Source organism: Kitasatospora sp. GP30 (assembly GCF_029892145.1).
In the GTDB taxonomy this organism is placed as follows: Bacteria; Actinomycetota; Actinomycetes; order Streptomycetales; family Streptomycetaceae; genus Kitasatospora; species Kitasatospora acidiphila.
Map to the genome: position 1 here is coordinate 132,785 of NZ_JARZAH010000002.1, position 23,959 is coordinate 156,743.

Sequence of the window (23,959 nt, forward strand, 5' to 3'; positions counted from 1 at the left end):
TCCTGGGCCACACTTTTTTGCTTCGGCACCCGTTAGGGGTGCTGACACCCGCAGGCAACCGTGGCACCATCGGTGAACCGGAATCGGGGGTTGGTGGGACGGACCCCGGGGCCGGTCGCGAGACCTGCCCGTCGTCGTGCAGGCCGCCTGCCAAGTCTTGGGGAGTTGGCGCCGTGACACGGTTGTGGGGTGTTCGCCCGAAGTGGCGCACGGATGTGCTCGGTGACTTCTTCTGCCCAGGCTGTGGTGGAGACCGCAACTACCGTCGGCAGCACGGCCGGCGGTGGCTGCGGTTGCTGGAGCTCCCGGTGCTGCCGCTCGGCGGTGTGCTGGCCACCGTGCAGTGCGTCAACTGCCAAGGCAGGTACGGGCTGGAGAGCCTGGAGCAGCCCACCAGCGGGCGGCTGACCGGGATGCTCAGGGACGCCCAGTACACCATCGCGCTGGCCATGCTGGCGGCCGGCGGGGCCGGTTCGGCGGCGGCCCGCACCGAGGCCTGCGAACTGGTCCGGCTGGCGGGTTTCGAGGACTGCGGCGAGGCCCAGGTGCTGGCCGCGCTGGCGGCGCTCTCCGGGTACGGCGAGCCGGGCTTCTCGGCGGCGTCCGGGGCCGGGCTGGGCAGCGGGCTGGACGTCGAGCTGCATGCCGCGCTGGAGGCGCTGGCCCCGCACCTGGCCGAGCAGGGCCGGGAGCGGCTGGTGCTGCAGGGTGCCTGGATCGCGCTGGCCGACGGCCGCTACCAGCCCGCCGAGCGGGCCGTGCTGGCCGCCGTGGGCAGCTGCCTGCGGATTCCCGAGGACGTCGTCACCCAGCTGCTGGAGGCGGCCACCAGCACGCCGCACTGACGCCCGGCCGCTCGCGCACCCGCTGCCCCGCGCCCCCGCCGTGCGCCCGAGAGCCGCGCGCGGTGGGGGAGAATGGGCGCATGAGTCTGATCCGCGACGACGGCGTCGTGCTCCGCGCCCAGAAGCTCGGCGAGGCCGACCGGATCATCACGCTGCTGACCCGCCAGCACGGCAAGGTCCGGGCGGTGGCCCGCGGCGTCCGCAAGACCAAGTCCAAGTTCGGGGCCCGGCTGGAGCCGTTCTCCCATGTGGACGTGCAGTTCTTCAGCCGCGGCAGCGAACTGGTCGGCCGCTCGCTGCCGCTCTGCACCCAGGTGGAGACCATCGCCCCGTACGGCGGCGGGATCGTCGGCGACTACGGCCGCTACACCGCCGGCACCGCCATGCTGGAGACGGCGGAACGTTTCGCCGAGAACGAGGGCGAGCCCGCCGTCCAGCAGTACCTGCTGCTGGTCGGCGCCCTGCGCACGCTGGCCGCCGGCACCCATCAGTCGCACCTGGTGCTGGACGCCTTCCTGCTGCGGTCGCTCGCGGTCAACGGCTACGGCGCCAGCTTCACCGACTGCGCCAAATGCGGCATCGAAGGGCCGAACCGGTTCTTCTCGCTGCCGGCCGGCGGCGTGCTGTGTGCGGACTGCCGGGTACCGGGATGTGCCGTACCCTCCCCTGAGACACTGGTTCTGCTCGGCGCCCTGCTGTCCGGAGACTGGCAGACCGCGGACGCCTGCGAGCCGCGGTACTGGCGGGAGGGAAGCGGCCTGGTCGCCGCCTACCTCCAGTGGCACCTGGAGCGGGGTATCCGCTCGATGAGATACGTGGAGAAGTGAGCATGGCAGCGCGACGGCTCTTCGGCGCCAACAAGCAGCGCGAGTACCGCGCCCCGGACCCGCACCCGAGCGGTGCACAGCCGCCGAAGCTCCCCGGAGAGCTGATCCCCAAGCACGTCGCCATCGTGATGGACGGCAACGGCCGCTGGGCCAAGGAGCGCGGCCTGCCCCGCACCGAGGGCCACAAGGTCGGCGAGAGCGTGGTGCTCGACGTCATGAAGGGCGCCATCGAGCTGGGCGTCAAGAACATCTCGCTCTACGCCTTCTCCACCGAGAACTGGAAGCGCTCCCCTGACGAGGTGAAGTTCCTGATGAACTTCAACCGGGACGTGATCCGCCGCCGCCGCGACGAGCTGGACGCCATGGGCGTGCGGATCCGCTGGGCCGGCCGGATGCCCAAGCTCTGGAAGAGCGTGGTCCAGGAGCTCCAGGTGGCCGAGGAGCAGACCAAGGGCAACGACCTGGTCACCATGTACATGTGCGTCAACTACGGCGGCCGCGCCGAGGTCGCCGACGCCGCCGCCGCGATCGCCGCCGACGTGGCGGCCGGCAAGCTCGACCCGCGGAAGGTCAACGAGAAGACCATCGGCAAGTACATGTACCACCCGGACATGCCGGACGTGGACCTGTTCCTGCGCCCCAGCGGCGAGCAGCGCACCTCCAACTTCTGGCTCTGGCAGTCCGCTTACGCCGAGTTCGTGTTCCAGGACGTGCTCTGGCCGGACTTCGACCGCCGCGACCTCTGGCGCGCCTGCGAGCAGTACGCGAGGCGCGACCGCCGCTTCGGCGGCGCCCTCCCCAACGAGGTCGCCGCCCCCGCCGCTGCCGAGGTCCCCGCACAGCGCTGACGTTTTCTTCACACTCGGCCCGGAACTGACCTGGTTCCGGGCCGAGTTGTCGTTGTGACGGCTCGTAGGGGTACGGTTTTCCGCTATAACCGTACGCAACAACGGGGGAGCGGCAATGGTTGCTGACCATTTCCACATAGAGCCGGCCAAGGTCACCGCGGTGAGCGCCGACTTCAGCAGTAGCTCGAAGGGCATGGACGGGCAGCTGAGCACCTTCGCGACCAAGGCGGAGAACGTCAACGACGCCTTCGGGGTGCTGGCCGAGTCCACCGAGGCGCTGGGGAAGTACGTCCAGATGACCCAGGCCACGGTGACCAGCCTGCGCCAGCTGCAGAGCCAACTGGAGGGCTACTCCCTCGGGTTGGCGGCGGTGGTGAAGGCCTACAAGGCCACCGACCACGACAACGCCCAGAACCTGGCGGTCTGACGATGGCTCAGAACCCGGACAGCGGACAGACCCAGACACCGCCGCCGCCGAAGATCGAGCAGAGCTTCGACATCTTCAGCCCGGGCGGCGACCCGTCCGTGCTGCGCGACTGCGCCCTCGCCTGGCGCGGCATGGCCGCCGACCTCAAGACCACCAGGGACAGCCTGGACAAGGAGGTCAGCGGTCTCGGCGACGCCTGGACCGGCGCCGCGGCCACCGCCTTCCACCAGCACTGGCAGGGCACCCGCGGCCAGATCGACGGCGCGCTGCCCAACTTCGAGGCCGTCGCCAAGCAACTGGACGCCGCCGCCGACTCGATCGAGGAGGTCAACAAGCAGATCCAGGAGATCGTCGCGGAGATCGCGGCCACCGCCGCGATCGGCATCGGCCTCTCCATCGTCACCGCCGGCTTCTCCGACGCGGCCGCCGCGGCCTCGGCCTCCGTCGAGGCGGGCGAGGCGAGCGCGGCGGTGGCCCGGCTGGCCAAGATCCTCAAGGACATCGCCGACGTCCTCGAGGGCATCAAGAAGGCGATGGACACCAACAAGTTCCTGAAGTTCGGCGTCAAGTTCGCCGGCAACTTCGGGGCCAACCTCGGTGGCAACGTGCTCGGTCAGGCGCTGTCCGGCCAGCAGATCACCTGGGGCACCGACATCCAGAACGCGGGGGTGTCGGCGGTCGTGGGGACGGGGCTGGGCGAGCTCGGCTCGGCAGCCGCGCCCAAGGTCGCCCAGGCGCTCACCAGCTCCGGGGCACACGCGACCCAGTGGGCCGGCAAGGACGTGATCGACGGGATGCTCAAGGGGGACGGCCTGCTCGGCGGGGCGGTCAACAACTCCGTCACCAGCGCGGCCGGCACCGCGGCGGCGGACGGCGTGAACGAGGTGGAGAACCCCGGCAGCGTCAGCAGCTTCTGGGAGGACGTGGCCTTCTCGGGTCTGGGCGGTGCGGCAGGCGGCGCCGCGGTGCACAACGGTCGGAAGATCTACGCCCCCGGCAAGCACCGGGCGGGAGGCGACCCGATCCTGGGCGACGCCCTCAGCAACGCGGGTGCCTACGGCCTGGCCGGCGCCAGCGAGAACGACGACACCGGTGAGCCCGCACCGCAGGTGCCGTTCGACAAGGGCTCGCCACTGATCGACCCCAAGGGCGCGTACCACCAGTGACCTAGGCTGACGCGGGGCCGCGCACCACCGGCGGCCCCGCCGGCCGAAGGAGCAGCAGCAGTGTTCGAAGTCCGCAAGAGCATCAAGCGGTTCCGCGCGGATCCGGCGTGGGAGTACCACCGGCACCCGGATGACGCGTGGATCCCGTTCGACCGGCACGGCTACCCGTTCACGCTGGAGAGCGGGCGCAGTCATGTGCTCGATCTGCTGTGTGGGACGGCTGCCGGGTATCCGGTGGCCCTCATGCACATGGTCGTGCCGCCGCCCGGGGCGAACCGCGGCGGCACGCTCTACGACTTCTCACTGGCGGTGCTGGAGCTGCCGTTCGCTCTTCCCGACACCGTGCTGACCCCTCGTCGGCTGGCGGGCATGTGGCGCATCCACCTCCGGGACCCGTACTCCCGCGGTGCCGGTTCCGTCGACCCGCTACCCGGCAGCGGCCCGAACCCCGAGGTCCGCAGGGCCAGCGCCGTCCCGGAGTTCGGCATGGCGCTCATCACCGACGAGCTGCTGCGGCTGACGCTGGAGGCCGACTGCGGCTGGCGTCTGGCTGGCCGGCACCTGATCGGCTGGACCGACAAGCGCCGCACCTACGAGTACCTGATCACCATGGCCGAGCGGCTGGCCGGCATCGTCGCGGCGTTCCCGCCGGGCGTCCAGGAGTGGCGCGGCCGGCGCTGACGGGGCCGCGGTGACGGCCCGTCGGCTGGCGATCACCTACCGCACCCAGGAGCGGCCCCCGTACTTCCGGGGGCCGGGCGGTTCGACCCGCTGCCCGGTAGCTACCCGAGGTCCGCAGCGCACCAGGTCAGCGCCATCCCGGAGTTCGGCATGGCGTTGATCGCCGATGAGGTCGTGCGCCTGACGGTGGAGGCGGACTGCGGATGGCGGCTGGCGGGTCGTCATCTGATCGGTTGGACGGATGAACACCACACGTACGACCACCTGGTCGCACTGGCCGAGCGGCTGGCCGGGATCGTCGCGGCGTTCCCGCCCGCCGCCCGGGCGTGGGCCGCGCCGCTGTAGGGCCTACCCCTGCTGGGCCCGCTGCTTCGCCGCGCAGTCCGCGCAGGTGCCGAAGATCTCCAGGGTGTGCGCGATGTCGCTGAAGCCGTGCTCGGCGGCGACGGAGGTGGCCCAGCGCTCCACGGCGGGGCCCTCGACCTCGACGGTGCTGCCGCAGTGGCGGCAGACCAGGTGGTGGTGGTGACCGCTGCTGCAGCGGCGGTAGACCGCCTCGCCGTCGGCCGTGCGCAGCACGTCGACCTCACCGGCGTCGGCGAGCGACTGCAGGGTGCGGTAGACGGTGGTCAGGCCGACCGATTCGCCCCGGTGCTTGAGCAGATCGTGCAGTTCCTGCGCGCTGCGGAAGTCCTCGAGCTCATCCAGCGCGGCGGAGACCGCGGTGCGCTGACGAGTGGAACGGGCGCGTGGCGACGGGCCTGCGGTGGTCACCGGTGCTCCTCCTGGGCTTCGGGGCGGGTCACACCTCATTGTGCCAGCCCCGCGCCCTCGGTCGGCTGCTCCGCAGCCTTGCTGCCCTCCCGCTGCCCGGGCAGCCCGCGCTGCCGGTGCCGTCGCCTGGCCAGCGGCGCGGCCAGCGCGCTGAACACCGCGAAGCAGGCGATGGCGAGTAGCACGATCGCGGAGCCCGGCGGCACGTCAGCCTGGTAGGAGGTCACCACGCCGCCGAGCGAGACCAGCACCCCGATGACGATGGAGAGCGCCTGGGTGGCCCGGAACGAGCGGGTGAGCAACTGGGCCGCCGCCACCGGCACCACCATCAGCGCGCTCACCAGCAGCAGCCCGACCACCCGCATCGCGACGGTCACGGTGACCGCGGCCATCACCGCGAGCAGCAGGTTGAGCAGCCGCACCGGCACCCCGGTGACCTTGGCGAACTCCTCGTCCTGGCAGACCGCGAAGAGCTGGCGCCGCAGGCCGAGCGTGACCGCGATGACCACCGCGCCGAGCACGGCGATGGTGACCAGGTCGCCGGCGTCCACGGCCAGGATCGAGCCCCAGAGGTAGCTGTCCAGGCTGCCGCCGGTGCCGCTGGCGGCCGGCGACTTGCTGATCAGCAGCCGCCCGCAGGCCATGCCGCCGTAGAAGAGCATCGCCAGGGCGATGTCGCCGCGCTGGTTGCCGCGCGAGCGGACCAGCTCCATGATCACCGCGGCCAGTACGCAGACCAGCACGGCCATCCAGACCGGGCTGGTCTGGAACACCAGGCCGAGGCCGACACCGGTGAGCGCGACGTGGCCGATGCCGTCGCCCATCAGCGCCTGGCGCCGCTGCACCAGGTAGATGCCGACGGCGGGGGCGGTGATGCCGACCAGCAGGGCGGCGAGCAGTGCCCGCTGCATGAAGTCGTAGGAGAGCAGGTCGCTCATGTCAGCAGCCCCTGACGGATCTCGGTGTGGTGGTGGTCCTGGTGGTGGTCGCCGTCGTGTCCGTGGCCGGTGCCGGCCGGCGGGCCGTCCTGCACCACCAGGCCGTCGCGCAGCAGCACCGCGCGGTCGATCAGCGGCGCCAGCGGCCCGAGTTCGTGCAGCACCAGCAGCACCGCGGCGCCCCGCTCGACCTGCTCGCGCAGGGTATCGGCGAGCACCTGCTGGCTGGCAAGGTCGACCCCGGCCATCGGCTCGTCCATGATCAGCAGCTCGGGCGAGCCGACCAGCGCGCGGGCGATCAGCACCCGCTGCTGCTGGCCGCCGGAGAGGTCCGCGACCCCGTCGCCGGCGCGCTCCAGCATGCCGACTGCGGCCAGCGCGGCGTCCACCGCGACCCGGTCCTTGCGGCGGAACGGCAGCAGCCGGTGCTGCGCCAGCCGCCCGGTGGCGACCACCTCGCGCACCGTCGCGGGGACTCCGCCGGCCGCGGTGGTGCGCTGCGGCACGTAGCCGATCCGGTGCCAGTCGCGGAACCGCCGGCCCGGCACGCCGAAGAGCTCCCACTCACCGCCGGTCAGCGGGACGCTGCCGATCACCGTCTTGATGGTGGTGGACTTGCCGGAGCCGTTGGCGCCGAGCAGCGCGACCACCTCGCCGGGGGCGACGGTCAGGTCGATGCCGCGCAGCACCGGGCGGCCGCCCTGGGCGGCCTGGGCACAGCGGAGCCGGACGGCGGCCGGTATCGAGTCGTGGGGCGCGGAGTCCATGGTGGGGTCCCGTCAGCTCGCGCAGCCGAGAGCATCCCGCAGGTTGCTCAGGTTCTGCTGCATGATCGTGAGGTAGGTGTCCGGGGAGCCGGCCATGACGCCCTCGATGGGGTCGAGCACGGCCGTCTTCAGGTTGAGGTCCTTGGCGACGGTGTCGGCGAGCTTCGGGCTGACCAGGGCCTCGAAGAAGACGGTGGTCACGCCGCTGTCCTTGGCGGCCTGCTGGATCTGCGCGAGCCGGGCCGGGGTGGGCTCGGACTCCGGGTCGACGCCGTTGATGGCGATCTGCTGCAGGCCGTAGGTGTCGGCGAGGTAGCCGAAGGCGGCGTGGCTGGTCACGAAGGACTTGCGGGTGCAGCTCTTCAGGCCGGCCTGGAAGCTCTGGTTCAGGGTGCCGAGCTTGGCGACCAGGGCGTCCGTGTTCTTCTGGTACTCGGCGGCGTTCGCGGGGTCGGCCTTGGCCAGTTCCGCGCCGACGCCCTTGGCGACGGTGGCGTAGCGGGTCGGGTCGAGCCAGATGTGCGGGTCGCCGGTGTTGCCCTTGGCCGGGGTGCCGCCGTCGGTGCCCTCGTCCAGGTGGTGGTCGAGCAGCGGGGAGAGCGCGGCGGCGTCCACGACGTACTTGCTCTTGGACTGCGCGACGGCCTTGTCCACGGTGGGCTGCAGGCCCTTGAGGTAGAGCACGGCGCCGGCGTCCTGCACGGCGCCGACCTGCTTGGCGGTCAGCTCCAGGTCGTGCGGCTCGGTGCCGGGGGCGGTGAGGTCGGTGACCTTGACGTGGTCGCCGCCGATCTGCTCCGCCAGGTACTGCAGCGGGTAGAACGCCGCGACCACGTTGACCTTGCCGTCGGCGGTCTTGGCACCGGTGGTGCCGCTGCCGCAGGCGGAGAGCGCCAGCGCGCCGGTGAGGGCGAGCGCGGTCAGGGCGATCGGGGCGGTGGATATGCGGCGACGGAACATCATGACAATCATTCTCATATTATCTGGAAATGATAGTCAACTCGCGCAGATGTGACATCGGGCGCTCACGGCTCCCCATGCGCGCCGGGTAATCGATTTGAGCCCCCCACCCGCGCGCCCGGTAACCTGAGGTATTCGGGTGCGTGCAACCAGCCGCGCCTTGACCGGGCCGTCGCGCGCGAGCGCGGCGACGTATTGAAGAGAGCACTGTGGCCGCCGACAAGATCGACACGATCGTCAGCCTGAGCAAGCGCCGTGGCTTCGTCTACCCCTGCAGCGAGATCTACGGCGGTACCCGCGCCGCCTGGGACTACGGGCCGCTGGGCGTCGAGCTCAAGGAGAACATCAAGCGCCAGTGGTGGCGTGCGATGGTCACCGCTCGCGAGGACGTGGTCGGACTCGACTCGTCGGTGATCCTGGCCCGCGAGGTCTGGGAGGCCTCGGGCCACGTGCAGACCTTCACCGACCCGCTGACCGAGTGCACCTCCTGCCACAAGCGGTTCCGCGCGGACCACCTGGAGGAGGCCTACGAGGCCAAGCACGGCAAGGCGCCCGCCAACGGCCTGGCCGACCTCAACTGCCCCAACTGCGGCACCAAGGGCGCCTTCACGGCGCCCAAGGAGTTCTCGGGCATGCTGAAGACCCACCTCGGCCCGGTCGAGGACGGCTCCGGCCTGGCCTACCTGCGCCCCGAGACCGCGCAGGGCATCTTCACCAACTTCAAGGCCGTGCAGACCACCTCGCGCAAGAAGCCGCCGTTCGGCATCGCCCAGGTCGGCAAGAGCTTCCGCAACGAGATCACGCCCGGCAACTTCATCTTCCGCACCCGCGAGTTCGAGCAGATGGAGATGGAGTTCTTCGTCAAGCCCGGCGAGGACGAGAAGTGGCACGAGTACTGGCTCGAGCAGCGCTACAACTGGTACCGCGACCTCGGCCTGCGCGAGGAGAACATGCGGTTCTTCGAGCACCCCAAGGAGAAGCTCTCCCACTACGCCAAGCGCACGGTGGACATCGAGTACCGCTTCAACTTCGGTGGTAGCGAGTTCTCGGAGCTGGAGGGCGTCGCCAACCGCACGGACTACGACCTGACCGTGCACAGCGAGCACTCCGGCGTCGACCTCAAGTACTTCGACCAGGAGTCCGGCGAGCGGTACTTCCCGTTCGTCATCGAGCCGGCAGCCGGTCTCAACCGCGCCATGCTGGCCTTCCTGCTCGACGCCTACTTCGAGGACGAGGCGCCCAACGCCAAGGGCAACATGGAGAAGCGCGTCGGCATGCGGCTCGACCCGCGGCTGGCCCCGGTCAAGGTCGCGGTGCTGCCGCTGTCCCGCAACGCCGACCTCTCGCCGAAGGCCCGCGGCCTGGCCGACGACCTGCGCAAGGCCTGGAACGTGGAGTTCGACGACGCCGGCGCGATCGGCAAGCGCTACCGCCGCCAGGACGAGATCGGCACCCCGTTCTGCGTCACCGTCGACTTCGACACCCTGGACGACAACGCGGTCACCATCCGCGAGCGCGACACCATGGCCCAGGAGCGCGTGTCGCTGGACCAGGTCAAGTCGTACCTCGGCGCGCGCCTGATCGGCTGCTGACCTTCGTACGGTGATCGGGCCCTTCCTCCGCCTTCACGGTGGGGGAAGGGCCCGTTTGTTCGTTCAGGCCGCTGTGAGTCGCACGGTGCACCATGTCTCCTTGCCGAGGGTGCCGAGCGGTCGCACGCCCCACTCGTCGGTGAGCTGCTCGACCAGGAGCAGGCCGCGGCCGCCCTCGCGAGCGCAACCGCCCTGGAGGAACGGGAGACTTGGGGCGGCGCTGTCGGCGACGGTGAGGTGGAGGAGCTCACCGACCAGGTGCCAGGCCACGGCGGCGGTCTCGCCGGCGTGCAGGAGTGAGTTGCCGGCGAGTTCGGAGAGGACGAGGCAGGCGTCCTCGGGGTCCAGGCCGTGGGCGGTGAGGTGGTCGCGGAGGCGGTGGCGCGCCGAGCGGAGCGTGGCGCGGGCGACCAGGGTGAGGCGGATGCCGTCGATTGGAATGCTTGACGGATCGTCAAGGTGTGGGACTGGCAAGGGAACAAGGCTCATCTGGGTCTCCCTGTGCGGGTTGGTGCTCCCCCCTGGGGTGAGGCCCGTCCTGGTCGGTCGCCGGGGTGTTCGCGGTGGCCGACCAGGACGGGCGGGCCCGCGCGGCGGCTTCCCCTGCTCGGCCGTGCGGGTGTCCGCGCCGGGCAACGCCCGTGTGCCGGCGCGGAGTTCGGGTTTGTCTAGGTGGTGTGGTGGAGGCCGGTGACGATGCCGGTGTGGACCTGCTTCATCCGGCGCAGCACGGTGTCGATCTCGTGGTCGGTGGCGCCGGCGCGGTGGGCGACCTGGCGGTCCAGCTGACGCCCGAGGGTGCGCAGCTCGTTCAGGGCGGCGGCTTGTGCGGGCGGGAGGGGTGGGGGCGGGGTGCTCATGGGGTGCTCCCTTCGGGGCGGGGATCAACTCGGGTGGCTGGAGCGTCTGTTGGGGTTTGCGGTCAACGTCGGTGCTCACACGTTCGGGTGAAGTGGTGCGCTTCCGAGGTGGGGCTGCGGGCGGGGCATGGTGCGCCAAGTCCCCGGTCAGGGCAGCGACTTAGCGGATGTAAGGGCGCCTGGAGGGGCGATCTCCGATGTCACGGCGACTCCTCTCCGTAGTTGACTCACTACCAGGAGAGCCAACTGTTGCGTACTCTTGGGACGCCTTCAACCGAGCCAAACCAGAAGGGATGGGCTGCCTTGAACCGTCGCGAGCTGCACCCGGACGAGTCTCCGCAGGCGCGCTTCGGTGCCGAACTCCGCAGGATGCGCGAGGAGATGGGCTGGACGCAGGAGCATCTCGCAGAGCTCACGGGGTACTCCTCGGTGCACATCTCGGCAGTGGAAACTGGTCGGAAACCTCCAACCGAGCGTTTTGCGGGAAGAGCTGACGTCGCCTTCGGCACCGGCAAAAAGTTCCTGGGAATGTGCCGCGATGTCCGAGGCAATTCCATGATCGACGGGTATGACGACTACCTGGTGCAGGAAGCGAAGGCTGGGGAGATCCGGGTGTTCGAGATCGGAGTGATACCCGGTCTACTTCAGACGCCGGAGTACACCGAGGCGCTGGTGGAAGCCGGGGTTAGGCGAGGGCTCGCAACTCGGGAGAAGCTTGACGAATGGGCAGCGCAGATGCTGGCCCGGCAGCAGCGCCTCAGAGCGTTCCCCTCGCCGCTGCTTCATGCCGTTCTCGATGAGAGTTGCCTCCGTCGCCCCGTGGGTGGCAGGAAGGTGATGGCCAACCAGCTCGCCAAACTGGAGGAGTGTGCCCACAGTCCGGGGACGATCATCCAGGTGGCCCCGTACTCGCTAGGGGAAGATCGACCCCTCTCGCGCGCTGTGCATCTGCTGACGCTCCCGGAGCGGCGCTTGATCGGCTACTCGGAGTCCCAAGCTCAGGGGCATATGCAGCGCGATCCAGACATCCTTGCAGATTGGGACAGGGAGTACCATCGCCTCCAGGTGAGCGCGCTCTCCGAAGTCGCGTCCGTTGAGTTCGTTCGCGCTGTTCGAAAGGAACTTGAGTGAGAGTGGCCGTGACCCGAACACTCTGGCGGAAGTCGACCTACAGCGAGCAATTGGGCTCGTGTGTCGAGGTGGCCGACGGCCTCACCGGCGTCATCCCGGTCCGCGACTCCAAGGACCCCGAGGGCCCCGCCCTCACCTTCACCCCCGCCGGCTTCGCCGCCTTCGTCGCGCGCGTCAAGTCCGGCAAGCTCACTGAAGCCTGACAATCACTCATTACCGAGCCCCTTTGTGTCCCCCGTCCATCGCCCCACAGGGGCTTCGCGTTGCCCGGCGGGGGCGAAGGCGGAGCACCGTCCTTCGCATCGTGGACTCGGTCTCGGCCGGCCCGTGGACCCGCCATGCTGGTGCCTCACCACACTGAGAGGTTGACTGCCATGCGCGAGTTCGCCTTTATCGGCACCACCTCCGAGCGCGACGGCCATCCCAGAGGAGAGGAGCACCCCGTGGACGGCGAACACGACGAACCTCTGGATCAGTGGGCGGCCAAGCGTGCCAAGCGCCTGCGGCCGATCGGCCAGCTCAAGGCCGTCATCATCGGCCACGAGGACGCCGCCGCCCACTGTCACCCGGGGCTTCGCCGCATGATCCTCAGGTGGGACGGTTACAGCTGGGTGCCGGAGACCATCGCCGACGACTACGCAGCCGCTCAACGCATCCTCCACGGGATCGAGGGCGACGGGATCATTCCCATGCCGCCACCGGAGCCGCGCAAGCCTGCCGGCCGTCACCGGAAACCTGAGGGTTCGGCCTGACGATCACCCTGATGGGGTAGACCGCCTGGCTCGACTCCCCGGACAACTCGGTGCTCTGCGAAGGGCCAACAGGCTGTGGTCAAGAAGGCTCGATGCCGCCGGCCCGGAGGAAACGTCGTCCAGGTCGTCCAGCGGAACGCCGTCGACGAAGCGCTGCCGCTCGACGTGGGCGAGCGACGCGACCAGTTCTGAGTGGTGCGTTCCGCGTGAAATCCCGCACCGGCGTCACGCGGACGGGTGCCTTGGCGAGCAACTTCAGGTCGGCCGACGGCCGTTCGTGGCGGTGGCGGCGATCACGCCAGCGGGGTCCTAGCCCGTCGCCACCGCGCTCCGCAGGAGGCTCCGCGCCAGCGCCGCGCCCCGGCGGTTCCGCTCCACGACCGCCGCGACCGCCTCCCCCACTGTCACCGGCTCAACTCCCGCGCAGTGGCGGCAGATCACCCCGCCGCCCGGCACCGGAGCCGCGCAGTGCCCGCACTCGCCCAGGGCGGGCGCGACCGGGGCACCGCCCACCGGCGGCATCTTGCGCTCCAGGCGCGAGCGCAGCAGTCTGACTGGCGCGTGGACCGGCGTCGGCAGATCCGAGAGCAGCGCAACCCGCAACCGTCGCTCGTCCGGGTCCCGCGAGAGCCAGTCGGCCACCAGCGGGGCGAGTTCCAGGGCTTCGACCACGCCCAGGCGGATTTGAGTGTGACTGGCCGTCAGGCGCGTCAGGAGTTTGGCTGCGGCGGCCATGGCGTCGGCGTCGGGCTCATCAGGAGGTTCAGGTAGCTCCTGCGGCGTTGGGATAGGGAGGGAGGTTTTCTCCTCAGTCTTCAAAACCTGGGGGGAAGTGCCGACAGCCCGACTCGCCTCCTCGCCGAGTGCCGGGTTCTGGCCGAAACTTCGCCAGGCGGCGTCGATCGCCTGAGGCTCCGTCAGCGGCGCGCTGCTGACCAGGACTCGGGTGGACCAGGTGCCCTCGATCGGGTCCTGGGAGCGCCGCACGTGGAGGTAGCCCTCCTCGATCAGTTGCGAGCGGGCACGGGAGACGGCGGCGCGTCCCTCGGGCATGCGCTTGCCGATGGTGAGGATGGTGTCGCGACTGCCGGGCGGGAGCGAGAGCGCCCACAGCAGCAAGGTCTTCGCGGTGGCCCGCAGACGCGGGTGGCGGATGATGTCGTGGGACGCCCGGACATAGCGGTCGGGCGCGATAAAGTGAACGTGCATGAGGAGCTGATTTCTCCCGTGCCGGACCCCGGGGTGTTGGTAGCACCGCCGGGGTCAACTATCGCTAGGTAGTCGCACGGTAGCACGTGGTGACGCCCCTCAGTGCCAAACCCGTCAAATGGTGCCGTTCACCGGCCAACCCTGCCGGCGGTTCCTCTTCGCCCGCGCGAGGTGCCGCCAGGACTTCGGCAACCGTCTGACGGGCGATCACGAACCGTTCCCACGCGGCTTCCGCCTCTCGCAGCTCGGCCTGCAGGACCTCCACCCGCCGCCGAGCAGCACGCTCGCGCTCCCCCGGCGGCCCCATCACCGACGGCATCCAGCACCTCCACCGAAAAGACGACACGACGCCCCGTCTCTGCCACCGAGGCGCCAGCACTATGCCTGACCAGCGGAAACGCACCCGTGACTATCGGAAAGACAACGGCTTCTAAGATCCAGCCGTGACGAAGACGCATGTGGTGGCCGTACTGGCCTTCGATGGAATGGCGCCCTTCGAGCTGGGCGTGGTGGTGGAGGTCTTCGGCCTGTCCCGGCCCGAGCTGGGTGACCTGCCCTGGTACGAGCTGCGGGTGTGCGCCGAGGAGCCCGGCCGGGATCTGCGGGCGATCGGCGGGTTCACGCTGCGCGCCGAGCATGGGCTCGATGCGCTGGCCGCGGCGGACACGGTGATCGTGCCGGGGGTGGCCAAGGCCGGGGCGGAGGTCTCGCCCGCGCTGGTGGAGGCGCTGCTGCGGGCCCATGCGCGGGGGGCGCGTCTGGTGTCGATCTGCTCGGGGGCGTTCGCGCTGGCCGCGACCGGCCTGCTGGACGGCCGGCGCGCCACCACCCACTGGCGCTACGCCCGCGCGCTTGCCGAGCGGCATCCCGCGATCGAGGTCGACCCCGACGTGCTGTACGTCGACAACGGGGACGTCCTCACCAGCGCGGGCAGCGCGGCCGGTATCGACCTGTGCCTCTACCTGGTCCGGGCCGATCACGGTGCGGCCGTCGCCAACACGGTGGCGCGCCGCTTCGTCGTTCCGCCGCACCGCGAGGGCGGGCAGGCCCAGTTCATCGAGGCGGCGGTGGGAGAGATCGGTCCCGAGGACGACGGCGTCACGCAGAGCATGAACTGGGCGCTGCGCCACCTGCACACACCACTGTCCGTGCCTGCCCTGGCTCGGGCCGCGTGCATGTCGGAGCGCTCGTACCTGAGGCACTTCACCCGCCGCAACGGCGTGAGCCCGATGCGCTGGGTCATCGCCCAGCGGGTGGCCGCCAGCCTGCCGCTGCTCGAGTCCGGCGAGGGTGGCGTGGACGAGGTGGCCGCCGCGGTCGGCTTCGACAGCACCGCGACGTACCGGCACCACTTCACCCGCCAGATGCGTACGACGCCGACGGCCTACCGCAGGACGTTCACCCGCGTCCCCGCGCACTCATAAGGGTCGCTCCGTACGGCTGGCGGAGGGTCACTCCGTATGGCTGGCGGAATCTTGGCGGCCTATGGCGTTCACGCCACTCGTAGGGCGGGCCCGGGGATCAGAGGATGGAGTCATCGCCGGCCGGGGAAACCCGGTTCGGCCCACCGGACCCCGTCCCGACCAGCAAGAACACGAGGTGCCCCGCATGTCTGCCACCGCTTCCGCCGAGATCACCAGCGCCGTCCTGAGCGTGCCCGCCGCAGCCCCGGCCGAGGCCGCCGCCCACTACGCCGCCCGTCTCGCCTTCGAGGCGGATGTCTCCGACGTCCACGCCGATCTGGCGTCCGGCGCACCCGGCATCGTGGTGGTCGACACCCGCAGCGATGCCGCCTGGAACCAGGGCCGCATCCCCGGCGCCATCCACATCCCCACCGCACGGATCGCCGACCTGGCGCCGCAGCTGATCGACCCGGCCCAGACCGTGGTCACCTACTGCTGGGGCCCCGGCTGCAACGGCGCGACCCGCGCGGCGCTGGCCTTCGCCCGCCTCGGCTACCAGGTCAAGGAAATGCTCGGCGGCTTCGAGTACTGGGCACGCGAGGGCTTCGCATACGACTCCGCCACCGGTGTCGAGCAGCGCCCGATCGACGACCTGACCGCCCCGCGCTCGGGCATCTCCTGCGCATGCTGAGGGACACCGCGCGGCCCGGTGGCGTGACCGGTGGCGTGATCCGTCCGGCCACCCCGGCCGACCTGCCGGCGATAGCCCGCCTGTGCGCCGCCCACGCCGCCTTCGAGCGCGCCGAACCCGTGCCCGCTGATCTCGCCACCCGCCTGGAGCCCGCACTGTTCTCGGCGCATCCGAGAGCGTGGTGCCTCGTGGTCGACCAGGGAGGCGAACTGATCGGTTACGCCACCTACTCCCGGGAGTTCTCCACCTGGCAGGCGGCTGACCACGTCCACCTGGACTGCCTGTTCGTCACCGAACCGCACCGAGGGGAGGGCTGGGGGCACGCCCTGCTCAACGCCGTGAAGGACGCGGCAGCGGCCCGCGGCGCCGCACACATGCAGTGGCAGACGCCCGACTGGAACACCGACGCCATCCGCTTCTACCACCGTGCGGGGGCCCAGGCCCGGCCCAAGGTCAGGTTCTCACTCCCCGTCCGGCCGGCAGCAGAGGGGTGACCGCGCACGGGGGTGGTCACCCCTCCGCTGCCGGCCGGACGCTCCGCTGGACGCTCCGCTGGCCGCTCCGCTGGCCGCTCCGCTGGGCGCCCTGCCGGCTGCCCGGCGCGAGGGAGCGCTCAGGCCAGCTGCTCCCGGGCCGCCATCAGCGCGAACCCGAGCAGGTTGAGTCCGCGCCAGCGCGCCGGATCGGCCGCCCGCTCGTCATCGGCCGCCAGCCCGATGCCCCACACCCGGTCCAGCGGGCTGGCCTCCACCAGCACCCGGTTCCCGGTGCCCAGCAGGTACTCGCGCAGCGCCGGATCCTGCTCGAACTTGGCCACGTTGCCGGCCGTCACCAGCCCGAACCGCGCCTCGGCCCACCGCTCCTCGCGGAACCCGCGCACCATCTGCCCCAGCTTCTTCGCCTCGGCCGGCGACCGGGCCGCCAGAATCCGCGGCACCGCCTCCTCGTCCCCGAACAGCCGCGCCTTGCTCGCCATCATCCAGTGCTCCGCCGTGGCGTACCGCACCCCGTCGATCTCGAACGCCGACGGCCACCACTGGCTCAGCGACCCGGCGCCGATGCTGCCGTCGCGCTGCGGGCGGTGACCCCAGAAGAACAGGTACTTGGGCCGCACACCGGCGGCGGTGAAGGTGAGGAGGTCGGCGGCGGAACGGGACTGCGCAGGGTGGTTCATGGGGCGATCGTCGCAGGCGGGGGTGACAACGGGCGAGGGCCTTTCGGATGAGCGGGGCGGAGAGCAGGTCGAGGGCCAAGCCCAGCTCGGTGCACCGCCCAGTGGCTGCGCGACATGGGAGTCCACGTCCCCGACGTGGCCGGCACCATCCGCGCGGGCCTCGCCCGGGTGCCGCGTAAGGAGGCGTAGGTTCTCTCCCAGTAGGCACGTTGGCCCGTTCGGGGAGCCCATGGACATCATGATCCTCGCCGCCGGTTCGACCGGCGACGTCATCCCGTTCACCGGGCTCGGTGCTCGGCTCGTTCGCGCCGGGCACGAGGTGGCCATCGCCACCCAGCCGCGGTTCGAAACCCTGGTCACCGCGAGCGGGTTGGGCTTCCGGCCGCTGCCCGGGGAGCTGCGGCGCGAGTTGAAGCCCATGCAGCAGGCGGCCGCGTTCATCCGGGAGATGGGCAGCGGGGCGCCGGCGCTGGCCGAGCCCAAGGTCGACGTGCTGCTGGTCAACGCGACCACCGCGCAGCTTGGTTGGCAGCTGGCCGAGGCCACCGGGGCCGCCTGCTTCGGGGCGCTGCTGCAACCGGTGCACCCCACCGGGGAGTTCTCCTCCGTCGTCGGGGGCGGCCGCTCGCTGGGGCGCTGGGGGAACCGCGCGGCGGGGCGGCTGGCGCTGCGCATCATGGACCGGATGTACGATCCGACAGTTCGTCAGCTGCGCGCCGAGTTCGGGCTGCCGCCGCTGCGTGCCGCTGTCGTCCGGGCCCGTGCGGAGCGGGCCGGTTGGCCGGTGCTGTACGGCTACAGCACCGCTCTGCTGCCCCGCCCGGCGGACTGGCGCGCCGGGCTGGAGGTGGTCGGCAACTGGTGGCCCGAGGTGCCGGCCGATGCCCAACTCCCGTCCGGGCTGGTGGATTTCCTCCATGATGGTCCGCCGCCGGTGCTCATCGGCTTCGGCAGCATGGGCAGCGGCGAGGGCGAGCGCCTCAGCGAGCTGGCCGTCGCCGCCCTCCGCAAGGCGGGCCTGCGCGGCATCCTGCAAGCCGGCTGGGCGGGCCTGGCCAGCGGGGACGCCCACCCGGACATCCGTACCGTCGGCGAACTGCCCCACGCCCTGCTCTTCCCCCAGCTGGCCGCCGTCGTCCACCACGGCGGCGCGGGCACCACCGCGGCCGCCCTGCGTGCCGGAGTCCCGTCCCTCGCCGTCCCCATCCTCGGCGACCAGCCCTTCTTCGGCCGCCGCATCGCCACCCTGGGCGCCGGCCCCGCCCCGATTCCCTTCAAGCGCCTGACCGTTGACCGCCTGGCCACCGCCCTCACCGACGCCGTGAGCACCAGCTCGTACCGCGCCCGCGCCGCCGCGATCGCGGAGCGGATGGCGAGCGAGGACGGCGCGGGGCGGGCGGTGCAACTCATCGAGGAGTGGACCAGGCCGCACTGACCGGACCACGGCAAGCCGAAGGGCGGCTGGTGACCACCAGCCGCCCTTCCGCAACCAACGCCCAACTGCCCTCCCGGGCTCACCCCATGGACCGCGGCAGGCGGGTCGACAGGAAGGTGACCACGGCGGCGCCGGCCAGCTCGATCACCAGCACCAGGGCCAGTGCGTGCGCCATGCCCATCGTGGGCACCAGGGAGAGGAACAGCGTGCCCAGGGTGGCCACGCCCAGCGCGAGGCTGGACTGCTGCGTGGTGGCGAGGACGCCGCTGCCGACGCCCGCCCGCTCCAGCGGGACGGTGGACAGCACGACCCGGAAGAGCGGGGTGCCGACCAGGCCGTTGCCGCTGCCGATCAGGAACATGGCGGGCAGCAGCGAGAAGATGCCCAGGTGCTTGAAGTCGGTCAGGACCGTCACCATCAGCACGATCAGACCGACCGGCATGATCAGCGAGCCCGCCGTGATCACCCGGCTGCCGAACCGGCCGATCAGGCGCGGGCCGGCCAGGGAGGTCGAGAAGTAGCCGACGGCGAGCGGGACCAGGGCCCAGCCGGAGTCGACGGGGCTCAGGTGCAGGCCCTGCTGCAGGGTGATCGCCAGGATGAACATGAAGGCGCCGAAGTTGCCGAAGTAGGGGAGCGCGATGCCGAGTCCGCGGCGCATCTCGGGGATCCGCAGCAGCGACAGCGGCACCAGCGGCGTCTGCCCGGCGGCCTCCGAGCGGCGCTCGACGGCGATGAACGCCCAAGCGATGAACGGGAAGAGGCCCAGCGAGACCCAGGTCCACACCGGCCAGCCGACCGCGCGGCCCTCCATCAGCGGCACGAACAGGCTGAGCAGCGCGGCGCAGAGCAGCAGGGTGCCGGGCAGGTCCACGCGGCTGGGTGCGTCGGAGCGGCTCTCGGGCACGGCGCGCAGCGCCAGCACGCCGGCGGCCAGCGCGAACGGCACGTTGAGCAGGAAGACCGCGCGCCAGCTGCTGCCGAACAGGTCGGCCTGCACCAGCATGCCGCCGAGCACCTGGCCGATCACCACGGCGATGCCGCCGGCCGCACCGTAGATGCTGAGCGCACGGGCCCGGTGCGGGCCGCTGGTGGAGGCGGTGATGGTGGCGAGCACCTGCGGGATCAGCAGCGCGGCCGCGGCGCCCTGGGCGACCCGGGCGCCGACCAGGGTCCAGGCGGTGGGGGCCAGGCCGCAGGCCAGCGAGGTGAGGGCGAAGAGGGCCGCGCCGGCGATGAACAGCTTGCGGCGGCCGAGGCTGTCGCCGAGCCGTCCGCCCAGCACCAGCAGGACGGCGAAGGCGATGCCGTAGCCGGCGGCGACCAGTTCCAGCACGGCCGGGCCGGCGGCCAGGTCGTGGTCGATGGTGGGCAGCGCGACATTGACGATGAAGAAGTCGAGCATCGGCAGGAAGGCGCCGAGCAGGACGGTGATCAGGCCGAGGGCCGAGAGGGAGCGGTGCTCGCCGGAGGCGGAGGCGGAGGCGGGGACGGCGGCGGGGGCGGGGGTGGTCGGGAGGGGGAGGCGGTCGGTGAGGGCTTGGGGGCGGTCCAGTTGCTGTTCCAGTTGCTTGGTCACGACGACTACGATCCCGTCCGCAATAGCCTGGTACCAGAGTCTCGTTATCCTGGTACCAGAACTACCCGGCACCAGGGTCGCGTTCGGAGTGCCAGGGGCGCATCCTAGGGGCATGTCCACCGTCAACATCCCTGTCGACACGGCCAGTCGACCGCTGCCCGACGCCCTCGCGCCGCACACGGACACCCTCGCGCCGTCCGCGCCGAGCGAGCGTTCCGCGCCGTCCGCGCCTTCCGCGCCGAGCGAGCGTTCCGCGCCGTCCGCGCCTTCCGCGCCGAGCGAGCGTTCCGCGCCGTCCGCGCCGATTGAGCGTTCCGCGTCGCCCGCGCACACCGCCAGCCCCGAGCTGCGCCGCCAGGAGCTGGCCGCGTTCCTGCGCAGTCGCCGGGAGCGCATCACCCCGGAGCAGGTCGGCCTGCCGTCCACCGGACGCCGGCGCACGCCGGGGCTGCGCCGCGAGGAGGTGGCGCAGCTCGCCTCGGTGGGGGTCACCTGGTACACGTGGCTGGAGCAGGGCCGGGACATCCAGGTGTCGGGCCAGGTGCTGGCCGCCGTCTCCCGGGCGCTGTTGCTGGATCCCAATGAGCGGACCCACCTCTACACGCTGGCCGGCGCGGCCGATCCGATGCCGAGCAAGGACTGCCCGATCGTCACCCCCGTGGTGCAGCGGGTGCTGGACCAGCTCTCCCCGCTGCCCGCCTGCGTGCTGAACGCCCGGTACGACGTGCTGGCGTACAACGACATGTACGTCAAGCTGCTGGGCGAGCTGGACGATCTGCCCTTCGAGCAGCGCAACCTGATCTGGCTGCTCTTCACCGACCCCGAGTACCGCGCCCGCTACCTCGACCCGGACGCCGCCAGCCGGACCGTGGTCGCCCGGCTGCGCACGGGGCTGGCCGAGCATGTGGGCGATCCGGCCTGGAAGGCGCTGCTGAACCGGCTGCGCCAGGCCTCCCCGGAGTTCGAGGAGGCCTGGGCGCGGTATGACGTCGCGGCCCAGGTGGCGGGCGGCATCAAGGGCTTCGTGCACCCGGTGGTGGGTTCGCTGCGGATGAACTACACCTCCATGTGGCTGGGCCCGCGCCAGGGCGCCCGGGTGACCGTCTACACCCCCATCGACGAGGACTCGGAAGCTCGGCTGCAGCAGCTCGCCCGGCTCTGAGCCCACTCTGAGCCTGCTTCGAACCCGCTCCGAACCCGCTCTGCACCTGTGCTGAGCTGGACCGCTCGGATCATCAGCGCAAGAAACCAGCGCCGAACAGCCACCAGGCGCTGGTTTCCACCACGATCGGTCCGGCTCGTGCTGAAACTAGCGATCGCCTTGCGCGCTCACTTCCCTACCATTGCGATCGTCTACACGTACGACCATCGAATGGGGTGACGAGCCATGGGGCGGATCGTCGTCATCAGCACCGGCGGAACCATCGCCAGCCGCTGGCAGGGAACCGGCTTCGCCGCCGACGCCCGCGGCGACGAGGTGATGGCCACCGCCGCCGTGCCCACCGGCATCGAGGTCGAGGTGGTGGACCTGTTCAGCGTGAACAGCCCGCGCCTCACCACCGTCCACCAGCTCACCCTGCTGGAGACCGTGCACCAGGTGCTCGCCGACCCGGCGGTGGACGGCATCGTGGTCACCCACGGCACCGACACCCTGGAGGAGACTGCCTTCCTGGTCGACCTCCACCACCACGACCCGCGCCCGGTCGTCTTCACCGGCGCCCAGCTGCCGATGGACGCCGCCGACGGCGACGGCCCCGGCAACCTGCACGACGCCCTGGTCACCGCGGCCACCGTGCGCGACCTCGGCGTGCTGATCGTCTTCGACGGCAAGGTGCATGCCGCGCGCGGCACCGTGAAGACCCAGACCGTGGCCGCCGACGCCTTCGCGGACCCGTCCGGCAGCCGGGTCGGGGACGTCGGCTTCGGCCGGGTCTGCGTGCTGCAGACCCCTGAGCGTCCGGCCCCGCTCCCGCTGCCCGTCCAGCCGGCCGTCGCTCCCCGGGTCGATGTGGTGGTGCACCACAGCGACGGCGACCCGGTGCTGTTCAACGCCGCGATCGACGCCGGCGCGCAGGGCGTGGTGCTGGTCGCCACCGGCGCCGGCAACGCCACCCCGGAGTTCGTGGACGCGGTGGCCGCCGCCCGCGCCCAGGGGGTGCTGGTCGCCTTGACCACCCGGGTCTCAGCCGGTGCGGTCACTGAGATCTACACCCACGGCGGCGCGGTCGACCTGGTCGCCGCCGGAGCCGTCCCCACCGGGACGCTGCGCGTCGGCCAGGCCCGGATCGCCGTGCTCGCGGCGCTGCTGGCCGAGACGGCCGGCGAGCGCCGAACCGCGGTGCTGCGCGCGCTCCTCGGGCAGCCCGACGGGGAGGCCGCCGCTGCGGTTCTGCCCGCCGCGGAGCCGACCGCCGCGGACCTGCCCGACGCGGCCTGACCGGCGGGACCACCCGGCCGGCCCGGCCGGCCCGGCCGGCCCGGTCAGCCGGGCCAGCCCGAACAGTCCGGACAGCAGCAGCAACTGAGCGCCGGTGCCCAGGCTCATCGACAGCCAGACGCCCCGCACCCCGAGGGCGGGCACCGCGCTCAGCCCGTAGGCGAGCGGCAGTTGGACCACGGCGCCGAGCAGCGTCACCCCGAACACCGTCCGGCTGCGCCCGCCGCCCAGGAACACCCCGCCGAGTGCCACCACCCCCGCCAGCAGCACCAGATACGGCACCAGGTAGCGCAGCAGTACCGCTCCCGCGCTCAACACGCCTGGTGCGTCGGTGAATCCGGCCAGCACCCAGCGCCCGCACAGGGCGAGCGCCAGCCCGCCGGCGGCAGCAACGGCCATCGCCACCAGCACTGCCTGACGGGCGATCAGATCCCTTGCTGCTTCCGCATTATGGGCTTCGGAATGGCGGGCGGTGAGGATGCTGGCCGCCTGGCGAACGGCATAGCAGGCCATGGTGATAAAGAGGATCACCTTGGTCCCGATCCCGTAGGCCGCCAACTGGCCCTCGCCGAACCGGGCGACGATGCCGACCAGGCTCATGGCGATGCCCATCCGCACTACGAAGTCCCCCGACGCCGGCAGCCCGACCGCCAGCAGCCGACGCATCACCGGGGCCAACTCCCGCACGGGGGAAGGCTTCGGTCGTAGCGGCAGGCGCGTCAGGCTGCGGACCAGCGCGATCGCCCGCCCGAGCACCAGGGCCAACGCGGCACCCCGGACCCCGAGATGGGCGCCGTAGATGAGTAGCGGATCGAGCACCAGGACGCACCCGTTGGCCAGCAGCGCGGTCCGCATCGGAGTCCGGGTGTCGCCCATCCCCTTGAAGATGCCGTCCACCACGTTCTGGGCGAAGAAGACCGCGATGCCGGGAAACGCGATGGCGTAGAACTCTCCGGTGAGCCGGGCGGTTTCGGCGTCGGCCCCCACCAGTAGCCCCGCCAGCTGGTGGCGCAGCAGAAAGCCGCCGACCGCGACGAGCGGCGTGATCGCCAGCCAGAGGATGGCGGCCGCCCGTGCGATCAGGGGCGGGGCGTCGCGCCGGCCGCGCGCCTGCGCCTCGGCAAGCAGCACGGTGGTGCCCACGTTGGCCATCAGGATGACGCCGAGCAGGACGTTCTCCGTGGTGGTGGCCACGGCGGCGGCGCCCACGGCCGAAGCGCCCAGGCGGGCCAGCCAGGCGGTGTCGATGACGCCGGCGACGACGCCGGAGAGCAACTCCCCGTAGACCGGCAGGCCGAGCGTCAGCAGGGCACGGCGGGTCTGGCGGGGCGACGGCAATGGTGTCATGAGCACACTCCTCTGCTGGCGGCACCTCTGCTGGCAGCGCCTCTTCTGACGGCACCTCTTCTGGCGACCCGTCGAACCTTACCTCGAATCGAGTGTCTCTAGTAGAGGTATACCCA

General features: G+C 71.3%; 26 protein-coding genes and 1 pseudogene. 17 read left to right on the plus strand and 10 right to left on the minus strand.

The window, feature by feature from the left end; genetic code table 11:
* Positions 1–173 precede the first annotated feature (173 nt).
* The 7 genes from P3T35_RS03845 (at position 174) to P3T35_RS03875 (ending at position 5,139) form a co-directional block, all read left to right on the plus strand.
* Entirely contained in the window at positions 174–845 is a 672-nt protein-coding gene (locus P3T35_RS03845) for a TerB family tellurite resistance protein (protein WP_101380239.1), read from the plus strand.
* An 80-nt stretch (positions 846–925) separates the two neighbouring features.
* Complete coding sequence (gene recO, locus P3T35_RS03850; protein WP_101380238.1) at positions 926–1,672, plus strand: DNA repair protein RecO; 747 nt, start codon at positions 926–928, stop codon at positions 1,670–1,672.
* Between the two features lie 2 nt (positions 1,673–1,674).
* Positions 1,675–2,520, plus strand: a complete 846-nt coding sequence (locus tag P3T35_RS03855) for an isoprenyl transferase (protein ID WP_101380237.1) — start codon at positions 1,675–1,677, stop codon at positions 2,518–2,520.
* Positions 2,521–2,635: 115 nt separating this feature from the next.
* Positions 2,636–2,947 (plus strand): type VII secretion target, encoded by a 312-nt coding sequence (locus P3T35_RS03860; protein ID WP_101380236.1) that lies wholly within the window; start codon positions 2,636–2,638, stop codon positions 2,945–2,947.
* 2 nt (positions 2,948–2,949) lie between these two features.
* Positions 2,950–4,113 carry a WXG100 family type VII secretion target gene (locus tag P3T35_RS03865; RefSeq protein WP_101380235.1) on the plus strand — a complete coding sequence of 388 codons (1,164 nt, stop codon included), beginning with the start codon at positions 2,950–2,952 and terminating at the stop codon, positions 4,111–4,113.
* A 60-nt stretch (positions 4,114–4,173) separates the two neighbouring features.
* Positions 4,174–4,794, plus strand: a complete 621-nt coding sequence (locus P3T35_RS03870; RefSeq protein WP_101380234.1) for a hypothetical protein — start codon at positions 4,174–4,176, stop codon at positions 4,792–4,794.
* A 150-nt stretch (positions 4,795–4,944) separates the two neighbouring features.
* Positions 4,945–5,139 carry a hypothetical protein gene (locus P3T35_RS03875; protein ID WP_101380233.1) on the plus strand — a complete coding sequence of 65 codons (195 nt, stop codon included), beginning with the start codon at positions 4,945–4,947 and terminating at the stop codon, positions 5,137–5,139.
* 3 nt (positions 5,140–5,142) lie between these two features.
* Here the strand turns inward: P3T35_RS03875 and P3T35_RS03880 are convergent, their stop codons facing one another.
* From P3T35_RS03880 to P3T35_RS03895, 4 genes are read right to left on the minus strand one after another with little or no spacing between them, the layout of a single operon-like run.
* Positions 5,143–5,568 carry a Fur family transcriptional regulator gene (locus P3T35_RS03880; protein WP_101380232.1) on the minus strand — a complete coding sequence of 142 codons (426 nt, stop codon included), beginning with the start codon at positions 5,566–5,568 and terminating at the stop codon, positions 5,143–5,145.
* Between the two features lie 35 nt (positions 5,569–5,603).
* Positions 5,604–6,506, minus strand: a complete 903-nt coding sequence (locus tag P3T35_RS03885; protein ID WP_101380231.1) for a metal ABC transporter permease — start codon at positions 6,504–6,506, stop codon at positions 5,604–5,606.
* Entirely contained in the window at positions 6,503–7,273 is a 771-nt protein-coding gene (locus P3T35_RS03890; protein ID WP_101380230.1) for an ATP-binding cassette domain-containing protein, read from the minus strand. The genes P3T35_RS03885 and P3T35_RS03890 overlap by 4 nt, the downstream gene beginning before the upstream one ends.
* 12 nt (positions 7,274–7,285) lie before the next feature.
* A complete protein-coding gene (locus P3T35_RS03895) occupies positions 7,286–8,245 on the minus strand; it encodes a zinc ABC transporter substrate-binding protein (protein WP_348533394.1) in 960 nt (319 codons plus the stop codon).
* Between the two features lie 197 nt (positions 8,246–8,442).
* Between P3T35_RS03895 and P3T35_RS03900 the strand changes: the two genes are divergently transcribed.
* Complete coding sequence (locus P3T35_RS03900) at positions 8,443–9,825, plus strand: glycine--tRNA ligase (protein ID WP_101380228.1); 1,383 nt, start codon at positions 8,443–8,445, stop codon at positions 9,823–9,825.
* Positions 9,826–9,888: 63 nt separating this feature from the next.
* Here the strand turns inward: P3T35_RS03900 and P3T35_RS03905 are convergent, their stop codons facing one another.
* Both P3T35_RS03905 and P3T35_RS03910 read right to left on the minus strand, forming a co-directional pair.
* Positions 9,889–10,314, minus strand: coding sequence for an ATP-binding protein (locus P3T35_RS03905; RefSeq protein ID WP_143676796.1), 426 nt, complete (start codon positions 10,312–10,314; stop codon positions 9,889–9,891).
* 179 nt (positions 10,315–10,493) lie between these two features.
* Entirely contained in the window at positions 10,494–10,685 is a 192-nt protein-coding gene (locus P3T35_RS03910; RefSeq protein ID WP_101380226.1) for a hypothetical protein, read from the minus strand.
* A gap of 303 nt (positions 10,686–10,988) precedes the next feature.
* On the opposite strand from P3T35_RS03910, the gene P3T35_RS03915 reads away from it, so the two are divergent.
* From P3T35_RS03915 to P3T35_RS03925, 3 genes are all read left to right on the plus strand, one after another.
* On the plus strand, positions 10,989–11,816 hold the full coding sequence (locus P3T35_RS03915) for a helix-turn-helix transcriptional regulator (protein WP_101380225.1): 828 nt from the start codon (positions 10,989–10,991) through the stop codon (positions 11,814–11,816).
* Between the two features lie 8 nt (positions 11,817–11,824).
* The gene (locus P3T35_RS03920; protein ID WP_280704204.1) at positions 11,825–12,019 is read left to right on the plus strand and encodes a DUF397 domain-containing protein; all 195 of its coding nucleotides are present in this window, start codon (positions 11,825–11,827) and stop codon (positions 12,017–12,019) included.
* Positions 12,020–12,190: 171 nt separating this feature from the next.
* Positions 12,191–12,568: a DUF6087 family protein gene (locus P3T35_RS03925; RefSeq protein WP_143676795.1), complete on the plus strand. Its 378-nt coding sequence runs from the start codon at positions 12,191–12,193 to the stop codon at positions 12,566–12,568.
* A gap of 309 nt (positions 12,569–12,877) precedes the next feature.
* Here the strand turns inward: P3T35_RS03925 and P3T35_RS03930 are convergent, their stop codons facing one another.
* Complete coding sequence (locus tag P3T35_RS03930) at positions 12,878–13,777, minus strand: hypothetical protein (RefSeq protein WP_101380222.1); 900 nt, start codon at positions 13,775–13,777, stop codon at positions 12,878–12,880.
* A 443-nt stretch (positions 13,778–14,220) separates the two neighbouring features.
* Here P3T35_RS03930 and P3T35_RS03935 point away from each other — a divergent pair, with 443 nt between their 5' ends.
* From P3T35_RS03935 to P3T35_RS03945, 3 genes are all read left to right on the plus strand, one after another.
* Positions 14,221–15,201 (plus strand): helix-turn-helix domain-containing protein, encoded by a 981-nt coding sequence (locus P3T35_RS03935; RefSeq protein ID WP_280704205.1) that lies wholly within the window; start codon positions 14,221–14,223, stop codon positions 15,199–15,201.
* A gap of 184 nt (positions 15,202–15,385) precedes the next feature.
* A complete protein-coding gene (locus P3T35_RS03940) occupies positions 15,386–15,871 on the plus strand; it encodes a rhodanese-like domain-containing protein (protein ID WP_101380220.1) in 486 nt (161 codons plus the stop codon).
* On the plus strand, positions 15,865–16,365 hold the full coding sequence (locus tag P3T35_RS03945; RefSeq protein ID WP_101380219.1) for a GNAT family N-acetyltransferase: 501 nt from the start codon (positions 15,865–15,867) through the stop codon (positions 16,363–16,365). The genes P3T35_RS03940 and P3T35_RS03945 overlap by 7 nt, the downstream gene beginning before the upstream one ends.
* 119 nt (positions 16,366–16,484) lie before the next feature.
* Here P3T35_RS03945 and P3T35_RS03950 read toward each other — a convergent pair whose 3' ends face one another.
* Entirely contained in the window at positions 16,485–17,045 is a 561-nt protein-coding gene (locus tag P3T35_RS03950) for an NADAR family protein (protein WP_101380218.1), read from the minus strand.
* Between the two features lie 229 nt (positions 17,046–17,274).
* On the opposite strand from P3T35_RS03950, the gene P3T35_RS03955 reads away from it, so the two are divergent.
* Entirely contained in the window at positions 17,275–18,480 is a 1,206-nt protein-coding gene (locus P3T35_RS03955; protein ID WP_101380217.1) for a glycosyltransferase, read from the plus strand.
* 79 nt (positions 18,481–18,559) lie between these two features.
* Here P3T35_RS03955 and P3T35_RS03960 read toward each other — a convergent pair whose 3' ends face one another.
* Complete coding sequence (locus P3T35_RS03960; protein WP_101380216.1) at positions 18,560–20,173, minus strand: MFS transporter; 1,614 nt, start codon at positions 20,171–20,173, stop codon at positions 18,560–18,562.
* Here P3T35_RS03960 and P3T35_RS03965 point away from each other — a divergent pair.
* Together P3T35_RS03965 and P3T35_RS03970 are read left to right on the plus strand one after the other, a co-directional pair.
* Positions 20,172–21,221, plus strand: a complete 1,050-nt coding sequence (locus P3T35_RS03965; RefSeq protein WP_101380215.1) for a helix-turn-helix transcriptional regulator — start codon at positions 20,172–20,174, stop codon at positions 21,219–21,221. The genes P3T35_RS03960 and P3T35_RS03965 overlap by 2 nt on opposite strands.
* A gap of 225 nt (positions 21,222–21,446) precedes the next feature.
* On the plus strand, positions 21,447–22,496 hold the full coding sequence (locus P3T35_RS03970) for an asparaginase (RefSeq protein WP_101380214.1): 1,050 nt from the start codon (positions 21,447–21,449) through the stop codon (positions 22,494–22,496).
* A gap of 126 nt (positions 22,497–22,622) precedes the next feature.
* On the opposite strand, the pseudogene P3T35_RS03975 reads toward P3T35_RS03970, so the two are convergent.
* Positions 22,623–23,843: pseudogene (locus P3T35_RS03975) on the minus strand (MATE family efflux transporter); the annotation flags it as partial.
* Positions 23,844–23,959 lie beyond the last annotated feature (116 nt).